This is a genomic window from Streptomyces sp. NPDC096339 (assembly GCF_044762985.1).
GTDB lineage: Bacteria > Actinomycetota > Actinomycetes > Streptomycetales > Streptomycetaceae > Streptomyces.
Genome location: NZ_JBIWFI010000019.1, coordinates 64402 through 81261, shown reverse-complemented (window position 1 = coordinate 81261; position 16860 = coordinate 64402). Strand labels below are relative to the sequence as shown.

Below are 16860 nucleotides of genomic sequence, written 5' to 3'. Positions count from 1 at the left end.
GGGCCGCGGCGGTGCTCAGACCCCCGCGATGACCTCCGCCGCCGCCCGCCCGCAGACGCGGGAGGCGCCGTGCGTGGCGATGTGCATCGCCCCGCGGGGCTCCGCGCGGGGCAGGCCCATCTCGACGACCACCGTGTCCGGCCGGGCCGCGACCAGCTCGTCCAGGACCCGCGTCATCCACGGGTGCCGGTGCGCGTCGCGGACCACGGCGACGACCGGGCGCTCCCCCGCCGCCGTCAGGACGTCCGCGGCCGTGGCGCCCTTCGGGTAGACGCCCGCCTCCGTGCCCGGGAGCAGCGAGGCCAGCTCCGCTGCCACGCCCCACGGGGTCTCGTCGCCCACCGCGATGTTCGCGACGGGGGCGAGCGTGGCGACGTACGGGGTGGTCGGCGGCTTGCTCCCGCCGGTGACCACGAGGGCCCGGCGGGCGGCCTCCAGGCCGATCCCGGACGCGCGGCTCCCCTCCTGCCGCGCGTCCGCCCCTGCCCGGCGGGTCCACTCGGCGAGCGCGCGCACCCGGGCCGCGGCGTCGGCGAGCCGCTCCTCGGCGAGCGTGCCCTCGCGGACGGCCGTGACCAGCGCGTCGCGCAGCCGCAGGACGGTCGCCTCGTCGGCGAGCCCCCCGCCGACGCAGATGGCGTCGGCGCCGGCCGCGATGGCGAGCACGGAGCCGCGTTCGATCCCGTACGTCCCGGCGATGGCGTTCATCTCCATGCCGTCGGTGACGATGAGGCCCTCGTAGCCGAGCTCCCCGCGCAGCAGGCCGGTGAGGATCTGCGGGCTGAGCGTGGCCGGGCGGGTCGGGTCGAGGGCGGGCACCAGGATGTGCGCGCTCATCACGGCCTTGGTGCCGGCTTCCATCGCGGCCTTGAACGGGACCAGTTCGCGCGCGGCGAGGGTGTCGAGGTCGACGTCGATGCGCGGCAGCGCGTGGTGCGAGTCGACGCTGGTGTCGCCGTGGCCCGGGAAGTGCTTGGTGCAGGCGGCGACGCCGGCGGCCTGGAGCCCCTCGACGTAGGCGGCGGTGTGCCGGGCGGCGAGGTGGGTGTCGGCGCCGAAGGACCGCACGCCGATGACCGGGTTGTCCGGGTTGGAGTTGACGTCCGCGGACGGGGCCCAGTTGAGGTTGACCCCGCACTCGGCGAGGCGGCGGCCCAGCTCACGGGCCACGTCGCGGGTCAGCGCGGTGTCGTCGACGGCGCCGAGGGCCAGGTTACCGGGGAAGGAGGAACCGGCCCGCACTTCGAGGCGGGTGACGTCGCCGCCCTCCTCGTCGATGGCGACGAGGACGTCGTCGCGCTCGGCGCGCAACTGCGCGGTGAGCGCGGCGAGCTGCTCGGGCGAGGCGATGTTGCGGCCGAACAGGCCCACGGCGGTGAGGCCTTCGCCGACCCGGCGCAGCAGCCAGGCGGGTGCGGTGGTGCCCTCGAAGCCGGGCTGGAGGACCGCGAGGGCGTCCCTCGTGAGCCCTCCGTCTCCATTGGACGCAGTCGTGTGGTGCGCAAGGACAGTCATGGTGCCGTTATCCCTTCACGGCGCCGGAGGTCATGCCTCCGACGGCCTTGCGCTGGAGGAAGACGAAGATCAGCAGGACGGGGACCGCGAAGAGCGAGGACGCGGCCATGGTGGCGCCCCAGTCGTTGCCGAAGGCCGTCATGAACTCGGTCAGCCACAGCGGCAGGGTCTGGGCGGTCTTGTCCTTGTTGAGGATCAGAACCATCGCGAACTCGTTCCAGGCGGTGATGAAGCCGAAGAGCGAGGTGGACATCAGGCCGGGGGCCAGCAGCGGGAAGATCACCTTGCGGAAGGCCTGGCCGCGGGTGCAGCCGTCGATCTGGGCCGCCTCCTCCAGGGTCACCGGGACGGCGGCGATGAAGCCGCGCAGGGTCCAGATGGTGAAGGGGAGGATCATCACGAAGTAGATCGCGGTGAGCAGCGGCAGGCTGTTCAGCATCTCGCCGTCGCGGGCGATCATGTACATCGCGATGACCATGACCTCCCAGGGGGCCATCTGGGCCATCATCACCGTGAGGACGAGTCCCTTGCGGCCCCTGAACTTCATCCGGGCGATGGCGAAGCTCGCGGCGAGGGCGACGAGCAGGGCCAGCAGGACGGCGCCGACGGTGACCAGGACGCTGTTGGTGACGTACGTCCAGAAGTTCTCGACCCCGGTGGCCTTGGCGAAGTTGTCCAGCGTCGGAGTGAAGACGAAGACGGGGTCCTTCGTCAGCATCTGGTCGGACGGCTTGAGCGCCGAGGAGAACATCCAGTAGACGGGGAAGACGAAGACCAGGGCCAGCAGCAGCGCGCCGAGGTTCTTGGCGACGGCTCCGGGGCGCAGCGGGCGGCGGGTGCGGAGCTTCTGGGTGGGCTGCGGGGCGGCGGGCCGGGAGGTGGTGGCCTTCGGGGCGGTGGTCGTGCTCACTGCTCCTCCTCCTGCTTCAGGATCAGGCGGAAGTAGAAGGACATGACGATCACGAGGATGAGGATCGTCAGGACGGAGATCGCGGCGGCGAGACCGTAGTGGGCCTGGCTCTGGCCCTCGACGTAGGCGAAGACCGGCAGGATCTCGGAGGCGCGGTCGGGGCCGCCCTTGTTCATCGCGTAGACCTGGGTGAAGGCCTTGAAGACCCAGATCACCTCGAGGAACGTGGTGACGAGGAAGAAGGGCTTGAGGTTCGGGAAGACGATCTTCCAGAAGGTCTGCCAGCCGTTGGCGCCGTCCATCCGCGCGGCCTCGTACAGCTCGGCGCCGACCGTGGTCAGTCCGGCGTACATGTTGAGCGCGACGAAGGGGATGGAGCCCCAGACCACCAGGAGGGTGACGATCGTCAGGGTCGACAGGCCCGTCTCGAACCAGTTGTGCTGTTCGTAGCCGGAGAATCCGATGGTGCGCATGACCCAGTTCATGACGCCGAACTGCTCGTCGAACAGCCAGTTGAAGACCTGCACGGAGGCGACGATCGGCATGGCCCAGGCCATGACGAGCGCCATCGACAGGACCAGGCGCATCCACTTGCCGAGCCTGTTCAGCAGAATGCCGATGAGGCTGCCGAGCGCCATGATCAACGCGACGTTGGCCAGGGTGAAGGCGAAGCTCCTGGCGACCACGGTCCAGAAGTTCGAGTCGCCGAGGAGATCCGCGTAGTTGTCGAACCCCGCGGACGGGTACTTCCGCTGGATGAACTCGATCTTGTTGATGTCCTGGAAGGACAGGATCACGTTCTTGATCAGCGGGTACAGCAGGAGGGTCGCGAGGCTGAGCACCGCGGGCCCGATCAGGAGGTAGGGCAGCCACCCCGAGGGGAGCGACTTTCTGCCCCCGCGAGGGGCCGTACGGCCGGGGCCGACTCCGGTGACGGGCGCCTTCGGCGGCGGTCCGGCGGACTTCAGTGCTTCGTCCTCTGGAGCGCTGGTCGCCGCTCCCCGGGAGTGCACGGTCATCTTCATTCTCTTCCGTGGAGACTGGGGCGTTCAGGCCGACGGGGAGTCATTCCCTCGTGTGAGTGATGTCGCGGCCCGCCGATGCCGCGCTACGTTGTCCTGACCTGGCAGCCCAGCTGTCGGTCTACCGCCGGGCCGGCGGGAAGTGACGTCTGTGGAGCCGATGTAAGACCGTTGGGCAGATCCCTGTCCCTGGCCTTAACCGGGACGGCAATCGGCGCTGAAGCAGAAAACCCGGCGGGTGACCGCCTGGTTTCACCTTGCTCGCAGGGTGAACGAGGTCAAGTCTTGGCTTCCTCGCGGAATTACTGGGACTTACGCGTCGCCGCCCGCCCCGCAGCGGGCGGTGACGCCTCATTCAGGAATGCGCTACCGGGGGTACGACGGGCGCCGCCGGGCGACCGCCGCACCCCCCGGTGCGTTCACTGCTGGTACCGCCTGGTGTTACTGGTTGATGCGCTTCGCGATCTCCGCGTCCGCTGCCGCGCCCGCCTTGGCGGCGTCCTCACCGTTCAGGACCTTGGTCATGAACTCCTTGATCGGGTTCGGCTCGGTCTCGACGTTCGCCCAGCCCGCGGTGACCGGGGTGATCTTGCCGTTGGCACCGGCCTTGGCCATCGACTCGGCGAAGGAGCCCGGGGCGGTGGCGAAGTTCGCGGCCGCCTGGTTCGGGAGCAGCGCACCCTTGGTCTCGGCGGCGTACTTGGTCATCTGGTCCTTGCCGGCGGCGAGGGCCAGCCACTCCTTGGCGAGCTCCTTGTTCTTGGAGCGCTCGGCCACGGCGAGGTTCGAGCCGCCGAGGAATACGGTGCCCGGCTTGTCGGCGGTCTTGCCCGGGATCGGGAAGTAGCCGAAGTCGGCCTCCTTGCCCGCGTCCTTCAGGGCCTTCTCCGCTCCGGCGGCCTCCCAGCCGAGACCGATCCAGGAGGCGACACCGCCCTTGGGGATGATGTCGGTGGACTGCTGCGGGGTGGCCTCGTCCTTGTCCTTGGGGGCGGTGGAGAAGGAGGCGAGCTTCTTGTAGAACTCCATCGCGGACGCGGCCTGCGGGGTGCTCAGCTGGCCCTTCCACTTGCCGCCGTCCTTGACGGCCAGCTCGCCGCCCTCGTCCCAGACGAAGCCGGCGAGGACGTACCAGCTCTGGCCGGGCAGGTAGATCGGCTGCGTGGCCGGGTCGGAGGCCTTCAGCTTCTCCAGACCGGCCACCCACTCGTCGCGGGTCTTCGGCGCGGTGACGCCGGCCTTCTCGAAGGCCTTCTTGTCGTAGACGACGACGCGGTTGGCGGCGTACCACGGAGCGGAGTAGAGCTTGCCGTCGATCTCGGACGAGGCCATCATGCCCTTCGCCCAGGCGTCCGCGCCGAGCTTGGCCTTGTCCTTCGTCAGGTCGGCGAGACCGCCGGTGACCGCGTAGCCGGCGGTCTGGGTGTTGCCGAGCTCAAGGACGTCCGGAGGGGTGTTCTCGGAGAGGGCCGTGGTGACCTTCTCCTGGATGCCCTTCCACTTCTGCTCCTCGACCTTGACCGTGACGCCGGGGTGCTTGGCCGCGAACTCCTTGTTGACCTCGTCGAGCCAGGCCTTGGGCGCGGAGCCGTCCATCACCCAGACGGTGATCTCCTTGGCGCCACCCGCGTCGGCCTTCCCCTTGTCGTCGCCGCCGTTGCCGCACGCCGCGACTCCGACCATCATGCCCGCGACACCGACCGCCGCAATGAGCTTGCGCTTCACGCCACCCTCCTCGGGGATGCTGCCTGCAACTTCCCTCGCCCGCCGCGGTGACGTACCAAGTACTGCCCGTGGGGCCGGGATCCGATCCATATTGGTGTAGACCAGTAGCTGGAGCTTGGCCTAGACCTTTAGGGGTGTCAAGGGTCTAATGAGCGGGCGGTCGGTCCGTTATCGGACCGACACCTGGACAGGGAGAAGGCCTGTCCCCCCGCACGTGTCACGATGTGACCGCACATATCGGAGGAGCCGGTGACGGCAGCGAAACTGGAGTCGGGAAGGCGGGCGGCGATGGCCACCGAAGGGGCGATCACGGAGCCGGAAGGCGGGGCGGCCACTCGCACGGCGCGTGTACCCAAGTACTACCGACTCAAGCGGCACTTGCTCGACATGACCGAAACCCTGCCGCCCGGCACCCCGGTCCCGCCGGAGCGCACGCTCGCGGCCGAGTTCGACACCTCGCGGACCACGGTCCGCCAGGCCCTCCAGGAACTGGTCGTCGAGGGACGACTGGAGCGGATCCAGGGCAAGGGCACCTTCGTCGCCAAGCCCAAGGTCTCCCAGGCCCTGCAACTCACCTCGTACACCGAGGACATGCGCGCCCAGGGCCTGGAACCGACCTCCCAGCTCCTGGACATCGGCTACGTGACGGCCGACGACACCCTCGCCGGGCTGCTGAAGATCAACACCGGCGGGCGGGTGCTGCGCATCGAACGGCTACGCCTGGCCAGCGGCGAGCCGATGGCCATCGAGACCACCCACCTCTCGGCCAAGCGCTTCCCCGCGCTGCGCCGTTCGCTCGCCAAGTACACCTCGCTCTACACCGCCCTGGCCGAGGTGTACGACGTGCACCTGGCCGAGGCCGAGGAGACCATCGAGACCTCCCTGGCCACCCCGCGCGAGGCCGGCCTGCTCGGCACCGACGTCGGCCTGCCGATGCTGATGCTCTCCCGGCACTCCCTGGACGCCGACGGCGAGCCGGTGGAGTGGGTGCGGTCCGTGTACCGCGGCGACCGCTACAAGTTCGTCGCCAGGCTGAAGCGCCCCGCCGTCTGACGAGAACCGTCCGGCAGAGGACCTCCCGCATACCGTTATGCGGACGGGGTCTTACGCTGACCGGCCAATCCCCCGTAGATTCCCTGCGCTTACGCAGATGATCGACGAGGGGACGAGGGTCATGCCTGAACCGGAAGCAACAGGGACACAACGGGGCGTGGCGAGTCCGGGCACCACGCCCGGCTCGCCCTCCCCGAAGTCCGTCGCCGTCTGGGTGCTCGTCGCGCTCGTCGGCGCCATCGGCTGGGGCGTGCTCGCCCTCTCCCGCGGCGAGGAGATCTCCGCCGCCTGGCTGCTCGCGGCCGCGGTCGGCTCGTACGCGATCGGCTACCGCTTCTACGCGCGTTTCATCGCGAACCGCGTACTGAAGGTGGACCCCACCCGGGCCACCCCCGCCGAACGCCTCGACAACGGTGTCGACTTCCACCCCACCGACCGGCGGGTGCTCTTCGGCCACCACTTCGCCGCCGTCGCCGGCGCCGGCCCGCTCGTCGGCCCGGTGCTCGCCGCGCAGATGGGCTACCTGCCGGGCACCATCTGGATCGTCGCGGGCGTCATCTTCGCCGGCGCCGTCCAGGACATGGTCACGCTGTTCTTCTCCACCCGCCGCGACGGCCGCTCGCTCGGTCAGATGGCCCGTGACGAGATCGGCCCGATCGGCGGAGCCGCCGCCCTGGTCGCCGTGTTCACCATCATGATCATCCTGCTGGCGGTGCTCGGCCTGGTCATCGTGAACGCCCTGGCGCACTCCCCGTGGGGCGTCTTCTCCATCGGCATGACCATCCCGATCGCCCTCTTCATGGGCTTCTACCTGCGCGTACTGCGCCCGGGCCGGGTCACCGAGGTCTCCGTCATCGGCGTCGCGCTGCTGCTCCTGGCCATCGTGGCGGGCGGCTGGGTCGCCGAGTCCTCGCTGGCGTCCACCTTCACCCTGGAGAAGGAGACGCTGGTCATCTGGATGATCGGCTACGGCTTCATCGCCTCGGTGCTGCCGGTGTGGATGCTGCTCGCACCCCGCGACTACCTCTCCACCTTCATGAAGGTCGGCACCATCGCGCTGATGGCGCTGGGCGTGGTCATCGCCATGCCGACCCTGAAGATGCCCGCGGTCACCGACTTCGCGGCCCGCGGCGACGGCCCGGTCTTCGCCGGTTCGATGTTCCCCTTCGTCTTCATCACCATCGCGTGCGGGGCCCTGTCCGGCTTCCACTCGCTGGTCTCCTCGGGCACCACCCCGAAGATGATCCAGAAGGAGACCCAGGTCCGGGTCATCGGCTACGGCGCGATGCTCACCGAGTCGTTCGTCGCCATCATGGCGATGATCGCGGCCACCATCATCGATCCCGGTCTGTTCTTCGCGGTGAACTCCCCCGGCGGCGTCATCGGCACCACGGTCCAGAGCGCGTCGGAGGCGGTCACCCACTTCGGCTTCGCCATCAGCCCGGAGGCCCTCGCGCAGGCCGCGAAGGACGTCGAGGAGGCGAGCCTGCTCTCCCGTACCGGTGGCGCGCCGACCTTCGCACTCGGAATGTCGGAGATCTTCTCGTCCGTGATCGGCGGCGCGGGAATGAAGGCCTTCTGGTACCACTTCGCCATCATGTTCGAGGCGCTGTTCATCCTGACGACCGTGGACGCGGGCACCCGCGTGGGGCGGTTCATGCTCCAGGACACCCTCGGCAACGTGCACAAGTCCTTCAAGAACGTCAGCTGGAAGCCCGGCGTGTGGATCGCGAGCGCCGTCGTCGTGGGCGGCTGGGGCTACTTCCTGTGGGTCGGCATCAAGGACCCGCTGGGCGGCATCAACCAGCTCTTCCCGCTGTTCGGCATCGCGAACCAACTGCTCGCGGCCGTCGCCCTGGCCGTCTGCACCACGCTGCTGGTCAAGTCCGGCCGGCTCAAGTGGGCCTGGGTGACGGGCGTTCCGCTGGCGTGGGACGTGGCCGTGACGCTGACCGCGAGTTACCAGAAGGTCTTCTCGGACGACGTGAAGGTCGGCTTCTTCGCGCAGCGCGACAAGTACCAGGCCGGCATCGACGCGGGCAAGGTGCTGCCGCCCGCCAAGAACATGGACGACATGCACACCGTGGTCACCAACGCCACGGTGGACGGCGTGCTGTCGGCGCTGTTCGCGGTGCTGATCATCATCGTGTTGGCCGACGCGGCCCGGACCTGCCTCAAGGCGATCTCCGACCCGGATTCGGTGCGGCTGTCCGAGGTCCCGTGGAGCGAGTCGAAGATCATCGCTCCGGCCGGGCTGATCCCGACCGCCGCCGAGCGGGCCGAGCTCGCCGCGGCGGGCCTGGACTCGGGTGGCGGCCGGGCCAAGGAACCGGCGGCGTCATGACCCTGCGCGGCGCGCTGGCCCGCGCCCGGTACTTCGTACGGGAGTTCTCGGGCGAGGCCGCGTACGACCGGTACGTCGCCCACGCCCGCTCGCACGACCCGCAGGCGGCCGTCCCGACCCGGCGCGAGTTCGAACGCGCCCGCACGGACGCCCGCGAGGCGGACCCCCGGGAGGGCTTCCGCTGCTGTTGAGCGGTACGAACGGGCCCCGCCGGTTGTGACCGGCGGGGCCTTCGTATCGATCAGCGCACCCAGTTTTTCAGGGCCTCGGTCTGGAGGGTGATGCCGACGGGGTCGGGGAGCTCGATGTCCTTACCGAACGCCACGGTACGGGTGCTCACATATCGGCGGCCGTCCGGCTCACTGAACACGATCACGTCACCCGCCTCCCGATCGATGAGCAGATATACGGGGATACCGGTCTGTGCATACGCGAGGGGCTTCTCCACGCGGTCACGCCGGTCCGTGTCAGTGTCGTACGAGGTAACCTCGACCACCATCAGGACCGGGGCTGGATCGGCCCACTCACCCTGGCCGACGAACGCGTCGTCAGGCGCAAAGGAACCATCGGGGCGGGCACGACCCGAACGGTAGTCACCGATGGCCAGTCCGCGCTCCACGTGTAGCCACAACTCGGGCCTGTGCTGCATGCAGATGCGCGCGAGCCACAGAACGATTCGGTCGTGATCGCCGTCCGGCACTGCCTTGCTCCTGATGACCCCGTCGATGAATTCCAGCCGCAGACCTTCGACCTCTCTGGCAGCTATCCGTGCCACGGCCTCGAAGTCTTCGGTCGTCATGTGGGGCCGGTCGGTCATCACGGTCATGCCTCGCTCGCCTTCCTAGACGGTGCTGTCTCCGACGATAGCGCCGGGCACCGACACCCGTCCTGCACACTCGACCGCATGGACATCCTGATCAGGGCGGCCCAACCCGCCGAATACGAAGAGCTCGGCGAGATCACCGCGCAGGCCTACGTGGGCGACGGCCTGCTCAGCTCCGGCGAGGCGTTCTACGTGGGCGTGCTGCGCGACGTCGCGGCCCGGGCAGCCGACGGGGAAGTGCTCGTGGCCGTCGACGAGGGCCTGCTGCTCGGCGGCGTGACCTTCGCCCCGCCCGGGAGCCCGCTCGCCGACATCGCCGGGCCCGACGAGGCCGAGTTCCGGATGCTGGCCGTCTCCCGCGAGGCGCGCGGACGCGGCACGGGCGAGGCTCTGGTGCGCGCGTGCATCGACCGGGCCCGGGCGATCGAGGGGGTCAGCACGCTCGTGCTCTCGACCCAGCGCAGCATGACCGGCGCCCAGCGGATCTACGAGAGGCTCGGTTTCACCCGTACGCCGGAGCGGGACTGGGCGCCCGTTCCGGGGCTGACCCTGCTCACCTACCGTCTGGAGCTGTAACCGCAGCGACACAACATCTAGGGGGTCGCGCGGGACGCGGCCCCCACATGTATGCTCATCCTCGCTGTCGCCGCAGGGGAATCCGGTGTGAATCCGGAACTGTCCCGCAACGGTATGAAAAGTCCGAGGACCTGCCGACGGTGCATCCGGGTCGACCGAACCGGGTGCCGATACGTCCGGGCCTCGAGGTTGGGCCGGTGGACGCCTTGCGGTGTTACGCGTACCTGCCACGCCCGCATGTGCTCCCCCGCGTCCGCCCGCCGTCGACCGGGCCGAGCGAGGGAGAGCTCCCGCCGTGACCATCGCGCCTTCCGCACCGCGCGCCGAGTCCGTTTCTGGCGACAACACCGAGGGCCCGGGGGCCGCGCTGCTGCGTACCCTCACCGAACTGACGGCGGACCTCCCCGACACCGACCCCGGCCGGGTGGCCGCCGCCGCGCTGCGCGGCCGCAGCGCCGCCGCCGACGAGGCCGAGCTGCGGGGCCTGGCCACCGAGGCCGCCGCCGGCCTGATCTCCGAGGACCCGGCGTACTCCAAGCTCGCCGCCCGGCTGCTGACGCTGGCCGTCCGCGACGAGGCCGTCGGCCAGGGCTCCACCTCCTTCTCCGTTTCCGTCGAGGTCGGCCACCGCGAGGGCCTCATCGCCGACCGCACGGCCGAGTTCGTACGCGCCCACGCGGCCCGCCTCGACGCGCTGGTCGAGCACTCACTCGCCGAGGGCGCGGACGACCGCTTCGGCTTCTTCGGCCTGCGCACCCTGCACAGCCGCTACCTGCTGCGCCACCCCATCACCCGCCAGGTGATCGAGACCCCGCAGTACTTCATGCTCCGCGTCGCCTGTGGTCTCGCCGCGGACGAGAGCGTCCAGGCAGTCGAGGAGGTCGCCTCCCTCTACCGGCTGATGAGCCGCCTGGACTACCTGCCGTCCTCCCCGACGCTCTTCAACTCCGGCACCCGCCACCCGCAGATGTCCTCCTGCTACCTGCTGGACTCCCCGCTGGACGAGCTCGACTCGATCTACGACCGCTACCACCAGGTCGCCCGCCTCTCCAAGCACGCCGGCGGCATCGGCCTGTCGTACTCCCGCATCCGCGCCCGCGGTTCGCTGATCCGCGGCACCAACGGCCACTCCAACGGCATCGTGCCGTTCCTGAAGACGCTGGACGCCTCCGTCGCCGCCGTGAACCAGGGCGGCCGCCGCAAGGGCGCCGCCGCCGTCTACCTGGAGACCTGGCACGCGGACATCGAGGAGTTCCTGGAGCTCCGCGACAACACCGGCGAGGACCAGCGCCGTACGCACAACCTGAACCTCGCCCACTGGGTGCCGGACGAGTTCATGCGCCGTGTGAACGCCGACGCCGACTGGTCGCTGTTCTCCCCGGCCGACGTCCCCGAGCTGGTCGACCTGTGGGGTGACGCGTTCGACGCCGCCTACCGCAAGGCCGAGGAGTCGGGCCTGGCCCGCAAGACCATGCCCGCCCGCGACCTGTACGGCCGGATGATGCGCACCCTCGCGCAGACCGGCCAGGGCTGGATGACCTTCAAGGACGCCTCCAACCGCACGGCGAACCAGACCGCCGAGCCGGGCACGGTCGTCCACTCCTCCAACCTCTGCACCGAGATCATCGAGGTCACCAACGACGGCGAGACCGCCGTCTGCAACCTCGGCTCGGTCAACCTCGGCGCCTTCGTCGTGGACGGCGGGATCGACTGGGAGCGGATCGACGAGACCGTCCGCACCGCCGTCACCTTCCTCGACCGCGTGGTGGACATCAACTTCTACCCGACCGAGCAGGCGGGCCGCTCCAACGCCCGCTGGCGTCCGGTCGGCCTGGGCGCCATGGGCCTCCAGGACGTCTTCTTCAAGCTGAAGCTGCCCTTCGACTCCGCCGAGGCGAAGGCCCTGTCCACGAAGCTCTCCGAGCGCATCATGCTCGCCGCGTACGAGGCCTCGTGCGACCTCGCCGAGCGCAGCGGCCCGCTGCCGGCCTGGGAGCAGACCCGCACCGCGCGCGGTGTCCTGCACCCGGACCACTACGAGGTCGAGCTGAACTGGCCGGAGCGGTGGGAGGCGCTGCGCGCCCGCGTCGCGCAGACCGGCATGCGCAACTCGCTCCTCCTCGCGATCGCCCCGACGGCGACGATCGCCTCGATCGCCGGCGTGTACGAGTGCATCGAGCCGCAGGTCTCCAACCTCTTCAAGCGCGAGACCCTGTCGGGCGAGTTCCTCCAGGTCAACGGCTACCTGGTGGAGGAGCTGAAGCAGCTCGGCGTGTGGGACGCCCAGACCCGCGAGGCGCTGCGCGACTCCTCCGGCTCCGTCCAGGGCTTCGGCTGGATCCCGGCCGAGGTCCGTGAGCTGTACCGCACGGCCTGGGAGATCCCGCAGCGCGGCCTGATCGACATGGCGGCGGCCCGTACGCCGTTCCTCGACCAGTCCCAGTCGCTGAACCTGTTCCTGGAGACGCCCACCATCGGCAAGCTCAGCTCGATGTACGCGTACGCCTGGAAGCAGGGCCTGAAGACCACGTACTACCTGCGCTCGCGCCCGGCGACGAAGATCGCCCGCGCCGCGCAGGCCGCCACCGCCGCCCCGGTGGCCCTCCCGCAGGCCGTCGACGCCGACGCGCTGGCCTGCTCCCTTGAGAACCCCGAGTCCTGCGAGGCCTGCCAGTAATGAGCACCACCCAGTCCGACAAGAACCTCCTGGACCCGGGCTTCGAGCTCACGCTCCGCCCGATGCGCTACCCCGACTTCTACGAGCGCTACCGGGACGCCATCAAGAACACCTGGACCGTCGAGGAGGTCGACCTCCACTCGGACGTCGCCGACCTCGCGAAGCTGACCCCGGCCGAGCAGCACATGATCGGCCGTCTGGTGGCGTTCTTCGCGACGGGCGACTCGATCGTCTCGAACAACCTGGTCCTCACGCTCTACAAGCACATCAACTCCCCGGAGGCGCGCCTGTACCTGTCGCGCCAGCTGTTCGAGGAGGCCGTGCACGTCCAGTTCTACCTGACGCTGCTCGACACCTACCTGCCCGACCCGGACGACCGCGCTGCGGCGTTCGACGCGGTCGAGGAGATCCCCTCCATCCGCGAGAAGGCGCAGTTCTGCTTCAAGTGGATGGACTCGGTCGAGAAGATCGACCGCCTGGAGACCCAGGCCGACCGCCGTCGCTTCCTGCTGAACCTGATCTGCTTCGCCGCGTGCATCGAGGGCCTGTTCTTCTACGGTGCCTTCGCGTACGTGTACTGGTTCCGCTCGCGGGGTCTGCTGCACGGCCTGGCCACCGGCACCAACTGGGTGTTCCGGGACGAGAGCTGCCACATGGACTTCGCCTTCGCGGTCATCGACACCGTCCGCAAGGAGGAGCCGGAGCTCTTCGACGAGGAACTCCAGCAGCAGGTCACCGACATGCTGAAGGAGGCCGTCGAGGCGGAGCTCCAGTTCGGCCGCGACCTGTGCGGCGACGGGCTGCCGGGCATGAACACCGAGTCGATGCGCGAGTACCTGGAGTGCGTCGCCGACCAGCGCCTGGTCCGCCTCGGCTTCCCGCCGGTGTACGGCTCGCAGAACCCGTTCTCCTTCATGGAGCTGCAGGGCGTCCAGGAGCTGACGAACTTCTTCGAGCGCCGCCCGTCGGCCTATCAGGTCGCGGTCGAGGGGACCGTCGACCTGGACGAGGACTTCTGAGCCCTCGGGGCCTCCCCCTCCTTCGCCTCCGATCGGCCGGCGGCTGCTTCGTGCAGCTGCCGGTCGATCCTGCGTTCCCGGGCCGTTCCGTACAGGGCGGGGCCGGCGAGGAGTGCGGCGACGGCGAGGACGACGAGATAGTTCAAGATCGTGGTCATGGCTCCACTCTCGCGAGTGCGGCGAAAACCGGACAGTGGCAGGACTGTCATGAAAGAGCGAATTACTGCCACACTGGAGCCATGCCTCTGAACAATGTCGCCGTGGCCGTGGTCAACGGGGTCGCCCCCTTCGAACTGGGCATCTTCTGCGAGGTCTTCGGGATCGACCGCAGTGCGATGGGCCTGCCGGTGTACGACTTCGCCGTCTGCGCGGTCGAGGACAATCCGCTGCCCGTCGGCGACGGCCATTTCGCCCTCACGCTCCCCCACGGGCCCGAGCGGCTGGAGGAGGCGGACCTGATCTGCCTGCCCGCCGACCGGGAGGCCCCCACCCGCGACTACCCCGAGGCGCTGCTGGGCGCCCTCGACCGGGCCGTGGCGCGGGGCGCGCGGCTCCTGAGCGTGTGCAGCGGCGCCTTCATGCTGGGTGCGGCCGGGTTGCTCGACGGGCGGCGCTGCACCACGCACTGGATGCACGCGCCCGCGCTGATGCGACGCTTCCCGCGCGCGCTGGTCGATCCCGACGTGCTGTACGTGGACGAGGGCCAGGTCATCACCGCGGCCGGCACCGCCTCCGGGATCGACGCGTGCCTGCACGTCGTACGGCAGGAGCAGGGCGCCGAGGTGGCCAACACCATCGCCCGGCGGATGGTCGTACCGCCCCACCGGGACGGAGGCCAGGCCCAGTTCATCCAGCGGCCGCTGCCGCGCACGGCCTGCGACACGGTGGGTGAGGTGATCGCGTGGATGGCCCGCCACCTGGAGGAGGAGATCACCGTCGAGCAGCTGGCGGAGCGCGCGCACATGTCACCGCGCACCTTCGCCCGCCGCTTCCTCCAGGAGACGGGCACCACCCCCTACCAGTGGGTGCTGCGCCAGCGGGTGCTGCTCGCCCAGGAGCTGCTGGAGACCACCGACGAGACCGTCGACGCGATCGCCGGCCGCTGCGGCTTCGGCAACGCGGCCGCCCTGCGCCACCACTTCCTGCGAACGCTCGGCACCACGCCGAACTCCTTCAGGCGCGCCTTCCGCGGCCCCCGGGCCGTCGCCTGACCGGGCTCCCTCCCGACGGACCCGCGGGCGGCCCGAGTTGGCTCAAAGCAGACCCCGTGCGTAGCCGGGCGGCGGCGTACGGTGATTGCCACCGGCCCGGCCGCCCCGCGCGGCGATCCGGACCCCACCACTCACACAGCCCAGGGGGGCCACCATGTCCCGCGTCGCCCGCACGATCACCGAAGCCCCGGCCGGCGACACCGGCTGGGGCCCGGCGAGGCGTCAGTCGTTCGGAACGGTCTCGTAGCGCGGGGTGCCCTCAGCCATCTGCCGCAGGGCGTCCTTGCGGTCCCGCTTCGAGAGCCGGTCGATGTACAGGTAGCCGTACAGGTGGTCGGTCTCGTGCTGGAGGCAGCGCGCGAAGTAGCCGGTGCCGCGCACCTTGATCGGGTTGCCCTGGGCGTCCTGACCGGTGACCTCGGCGTAGTCCGGGCGGGCCAGCGAGGCGTAGGCGGTCGGGACCGACAGGCAGCCCTCGTTGGAGTCGTCCAGGACCCGGTTGCCCGCCGGCAGCTCCACCAGCTTGGGGTTGACCACGACACCGGTGTGGCGCACGCCGTCGTCGTCGGGGCAGTCGTAGACGAAGACCTTGGCGTCCACGCCGATCTGGTTCGCGGCCAGACCCACGCCCTCGGCGGCCTTCTGGCTGGCGAACATGTCGTCGATCAGCTGCGCCAGCTCTTCGCCGAACTCGGTGACGTCCTTGCACTCGCGGTGCAGGACCGGGTTGCCGACCACCGTGACGGGGCGGGCCGTGCCGCGCTCGCGGTGGGCCAGCTCGCGCTCCGCACAGTCCTCGGTGTCCACGACGTACCCGTCGTTCACGAGCTCGCCAACAACCTCGTTCTCCTGCTGCGCCATGTCCGCCGTACGCCTTCCGTAAGTCACCGATGTGCCCGTACAGCCTACGGCCCCTGCTCAGCAGACTTCTTCGAGATCCCGCCACTCGCGGGTGTCCGGACTGTCCGCGACCCAGCCGTCGAGCAGACCGCGCACCAGACCGGGCGGTGCAGCGATGCCGCATTCGCGCTCGGGCACCCACAGCGAGCCGGAACCGGCCGTGCGGTGCCCCAGCGGACCGGGGTGCCCCGGCTCGCTGTGGTCGTGCGGATCCAGGTGCTCGCCGTCGCCCTCGTCGCTCGGCATCTCGCTCTCCGAGCAGGTCCGGCACAGCAGCCGGACCGACGAGGACCAGTCCTCGGCGGCGAAGCCGGCGTCCGCGGCGAGCTGCTCCAGGGCGTCCCGGTCGGTCTCGCTCGCCGCTTCCAGGAGCACCACCCAGGTGGGCACGGGCGACGGCGCCCACAGCTCGATCTCGTCGAAGACGGGGTAGGAAGGGCCGGCCGCGGTGATCCGCTCGCCGTGCGGGACCCCGTCGTGCAGCACGACCTCGCCCCAGCGCCGCCCCGAGGAGGGCAGCGGGATGGAGAGGACCTCCAGCCGGGCCGGGTCCAGCCTGCGGCCCCAGACCACCTCGGCCTCGCCCTCGGGCGAGAGGCGGACCGCGGCGCTGCCGAGCTCCATGCCGACCGGCTCGCCGCCGTGCTTGCCGTTGCCCGCGCTGGCGTGGGCGTCGCCGGGCACCTTCAGCCCGTACGCCTGCCAGGCCCGCCGGGCCAGCGGCCAGTCCTGGAGCGCGGTGGCGGCGATGCCGACGTTCCACCAGTCCGGGGCGCCCGTCTCACGGTCCAGCAGGGCCACGGCGCGCAGTCCGGCGGCCCGGGCCTGCTCCCAGTCGTGCCGGAACTTGTGCAGCAGGGCCAGGTTGAACCAGGACTCGGACAGCCAGGGTTCCAGGTCCGCGGCCCTGGTCAGGAGCGCACCCGCGTCCTCGTACCGACCGTCGCCGATCAGCGTGAACGCGCGGTCGGTGGCCTGCCGCCACGAGGCGGAGGGCCTATGCCGTACCTTCCCGAAGATCCTCACGATTCCCGCCTGCCTGGGGGCACCTCCCAGCGGTGGCTGGGGGACTCTGGTGCAGCCTC

At 70.0% G+C, this 16860-nt stretch carries 15 protein-coding genes and 1 riboswitch; of the genes, 7 read left to right on the top strand and 8 right to left on the bottom strand.

Annotated elements, in window-relative coordinates; genetic code table 11:
* Nucleotides 1–15 precede the first annotated feature (15 nt).
* The 4 genes from ACIQ5Y_RS23440 to ACIQ5Y_RS23425 form a co-directional block, all read right to left on the bottom strand.
* Nucleotides 16–1515 (bottom strand): glycoside hydrolase family 3 protein, encoded by a 1500-nt coding sequence (locus ACIQ5Y_RS23440; protein WP_403883630.1) that lies wholly within the window; start codon nt 1513–1515, stop codon nt 16–18.
* A 7-nt stretch (nt 1516–1522) separates the two neighbouring features.
* A complete protein-coding gene (locus tag ACIQ5Y_RS23435) occupies nt 1523–2425 on the bottom strand; it encodes a carbohydrate ABC transporter permease (RefSeq protein WP_403883627.1) in 903 nt (300 codons plus the stop codon).
* Nucleotides 2422–3444, bottom strand: a complete 1023-nt coding sequence (locus ACIQ5Y_RS23430) for a carbohydrate ABC transporter permease (protein ID WP_403883624.1) — start codon at nt 3442–3444, stop codon at nt 2422–2424. Before ACIQ5Y_RS23430 ends, ACIQ5Y_RS23435 begins: the two co-directional genes overlap by 4 nt.
* Nucleotides 3445–3888: 444 nt before the next feature.
* Nucleotides 3889–5172 carry an extracellular solute-binding protein gene (locus tag ACIQ5Y_RS23425; protein WP_403883621.1) on the bottom strand — a complete coding sequence of 428 codons (1284 nt, stop codon included), beginning with the start codon at nt 5170–5172 and terminating at the stop codon, nt 3889–3891.
* A gap of 288 nt (nt 5173–5460) precedes the next feature.
* Here ACIQ5Y_RS23425 and ACIQ5Y_RS23420 point away from each other — a divergent pair, with 288 nt between their 5' ends.
* The 3 genes from ACIQ5Y_RS23420 (at nt 5461) to ACIQ5Y_RS23410 (ending at nt 8760) form a co-directional block, all read left to right on the top strand.
* Nucleotides 5461–6225: a GntR family transcriptional regulator gene (locus ACIQ5Y_RS23420; protein ID WP_215146782.1), complete on the top strand. Its 765-nt coding sequence runs from the start codon at nt 5461–5463 to the stop codon at nt 6223–6225.
* Nucleotides 6226–6322: 97 nt separating this feature from the next.
* On the top strand, nt 6323–8569 hold the full coding sequence (locus ACIQ5Y_RS23415; protein ID WP_403883618.1) for a carbon starvation CstA family protein: 2247 nt from the start codon (nt 6323–6325) through the stop codon (nt 8567–8569).
* Complete coding sequence (locus ACIQ5Y_RS23410; RefSeq protein WP_403883615.1) at nt 8566–8760, top strand: CstA-like transporter-associated (seleno)protein; 195 nt, start codon at nt 8566–8568, stop codon at nt 8758–8760. Before ACIQ5Y_RS23415 ends, ACIQ5Y_RS23410 begins: the two co-directional genes overlap by 4 nt.
* Nucleotides 8761–8810: 50 nt before the next feature.
* Here the strand turns inward: ACIQ5Y_RS23410 and ACIQ5Y_RS23405 are convergent, their stop codons facing one another.
* Nucleotides 8811–9395, bottom strand: coding sequence for a Uma2 family endonuclease (locus ACIQ5Y_RS23405; RefSeq protein ID WP_403883612.1), 585 nt, complete (start codon nt 9393–9395; stop codon nt 8811–8813).
* A gap of 78 nt (nt 9396–9473) precedes the next feature.
* On the opposite strand from ACIQ5Y_RS23405, the gene ACIQ5Y_RS23400 reads away from it, so the two are divergent.
* From ACIQ5Y_RS23400 to ACIQ5Y_RS23390, 3 genes are all read left to right on the top strand, one after another.
* Nucleotides 9474–9968 carry a GNAT family N-acetyltransferase gene (locus ACIQ5Y_RS23400; protein WP_403883609.1) on the top strand — a complete coding sequence of 165 codons (495 nt, stop codon included), beginning with the start codon at nt 9474–9476 and terminating at the stop codon, nt 9966–9968.
* 76 nt (nt 9969–10044) lie between these two features.
* A riboswitch (cobalamin riboswitch) is annotated at nt 10045–10100 on the top strand.
* 163 nt (nt 10101–10263) lie between these two features.
* On the top strand, nt 10264–12645 hold the full coding sequence (locus ACIQ5Y_RS23395) for a ribonucleoside-diphosphate reductase subunit alpha (RefSeq protein ID WP_403883606.1): 2382 nt from the start codon (nt 10264–10266) through the stop codon (nt 12643–12645).
* Nucleotides 12645–13664, top strand: a complete 1020-nt coding sequence (locus ACIQ5Y_RS23390) for a ribonucleotide-diphosphate reductase subunit beta (RefSeq protein ID WP_384584508.1) — start codon at nt 12645–12647, stop codon at nt 13662–13664. The genes ACIQ5Y_RS23395 and ACIQ5Y_RS23390 overlap by 1 nt, the downstream gene beginning before the upstream one ends.
* Here ACIQ5Y_RS23390 and ACIQ5Y_RS23385 read toward each other — a convergent pair.
* Nucleotides 13619–13822: a hypothetical protein gene (locus tag ACIQ5Y_RS23385; RefSeq protein ID WP_403883602.1), complete on the bottom strand. Its 204-nt coding sequence runs from the start codon at nt 13820–13822 to the stop codon at nt 13619–13621. The genes ACIQ5Y_RS23390 and ACIQ5Y_RS23385 overlap by 46 nt on opposite strands.
* 81 nt (nt 13823–13903) lie before the next feature.
* On the opposite strand from ACIQ5Y_RS23385, the gene ACIQ5Y_RS23380 reads away from it, so the two are divergent.
* The gene (locus ACIQ5Y_RS23380) at nt 13904–14875 is read left to right on the top strand and encodes a helix-turn-helix domain-containing protein (protein WP_403883600.1); all 972 of its coding nucleotides are present in this window, start codon (nt 13904–13906) and stop codon (nt 14873–14875) included.
* A 222-nt stretch (nt 14876–15097) separates the two neighbouring features.
* Here the strand turns inward: ACIQ5Y_RS23380 and def are convergent, their stop codons facing one another.
* Nucleotides 15098–15736: a peptide deformylase gene (gene def / locus ACIQ5Y_RS23375; RefSeq protein ID WP_403883597.1), complete on the bottom strand. Its 639-nt coding sequence runs from the start codon at nt 15734–15736 to the stop codon at nt 15098–15100.
* Nucleotides 15737–15793: 57 nt separating this feature from the next.
* Complete coding sequence (locus ACIQ5Y_RS23370; protein ID WP_403883594.1) at nt 15794–16801, bottom strand: tetratricopeptide repeat protein; 1008 nt, start codon at nt 16799–16801, stop codon at nt 15794–15796.
* Between the last annotated feature and the right edge of the window lie 59 nt (nt 16802–16860).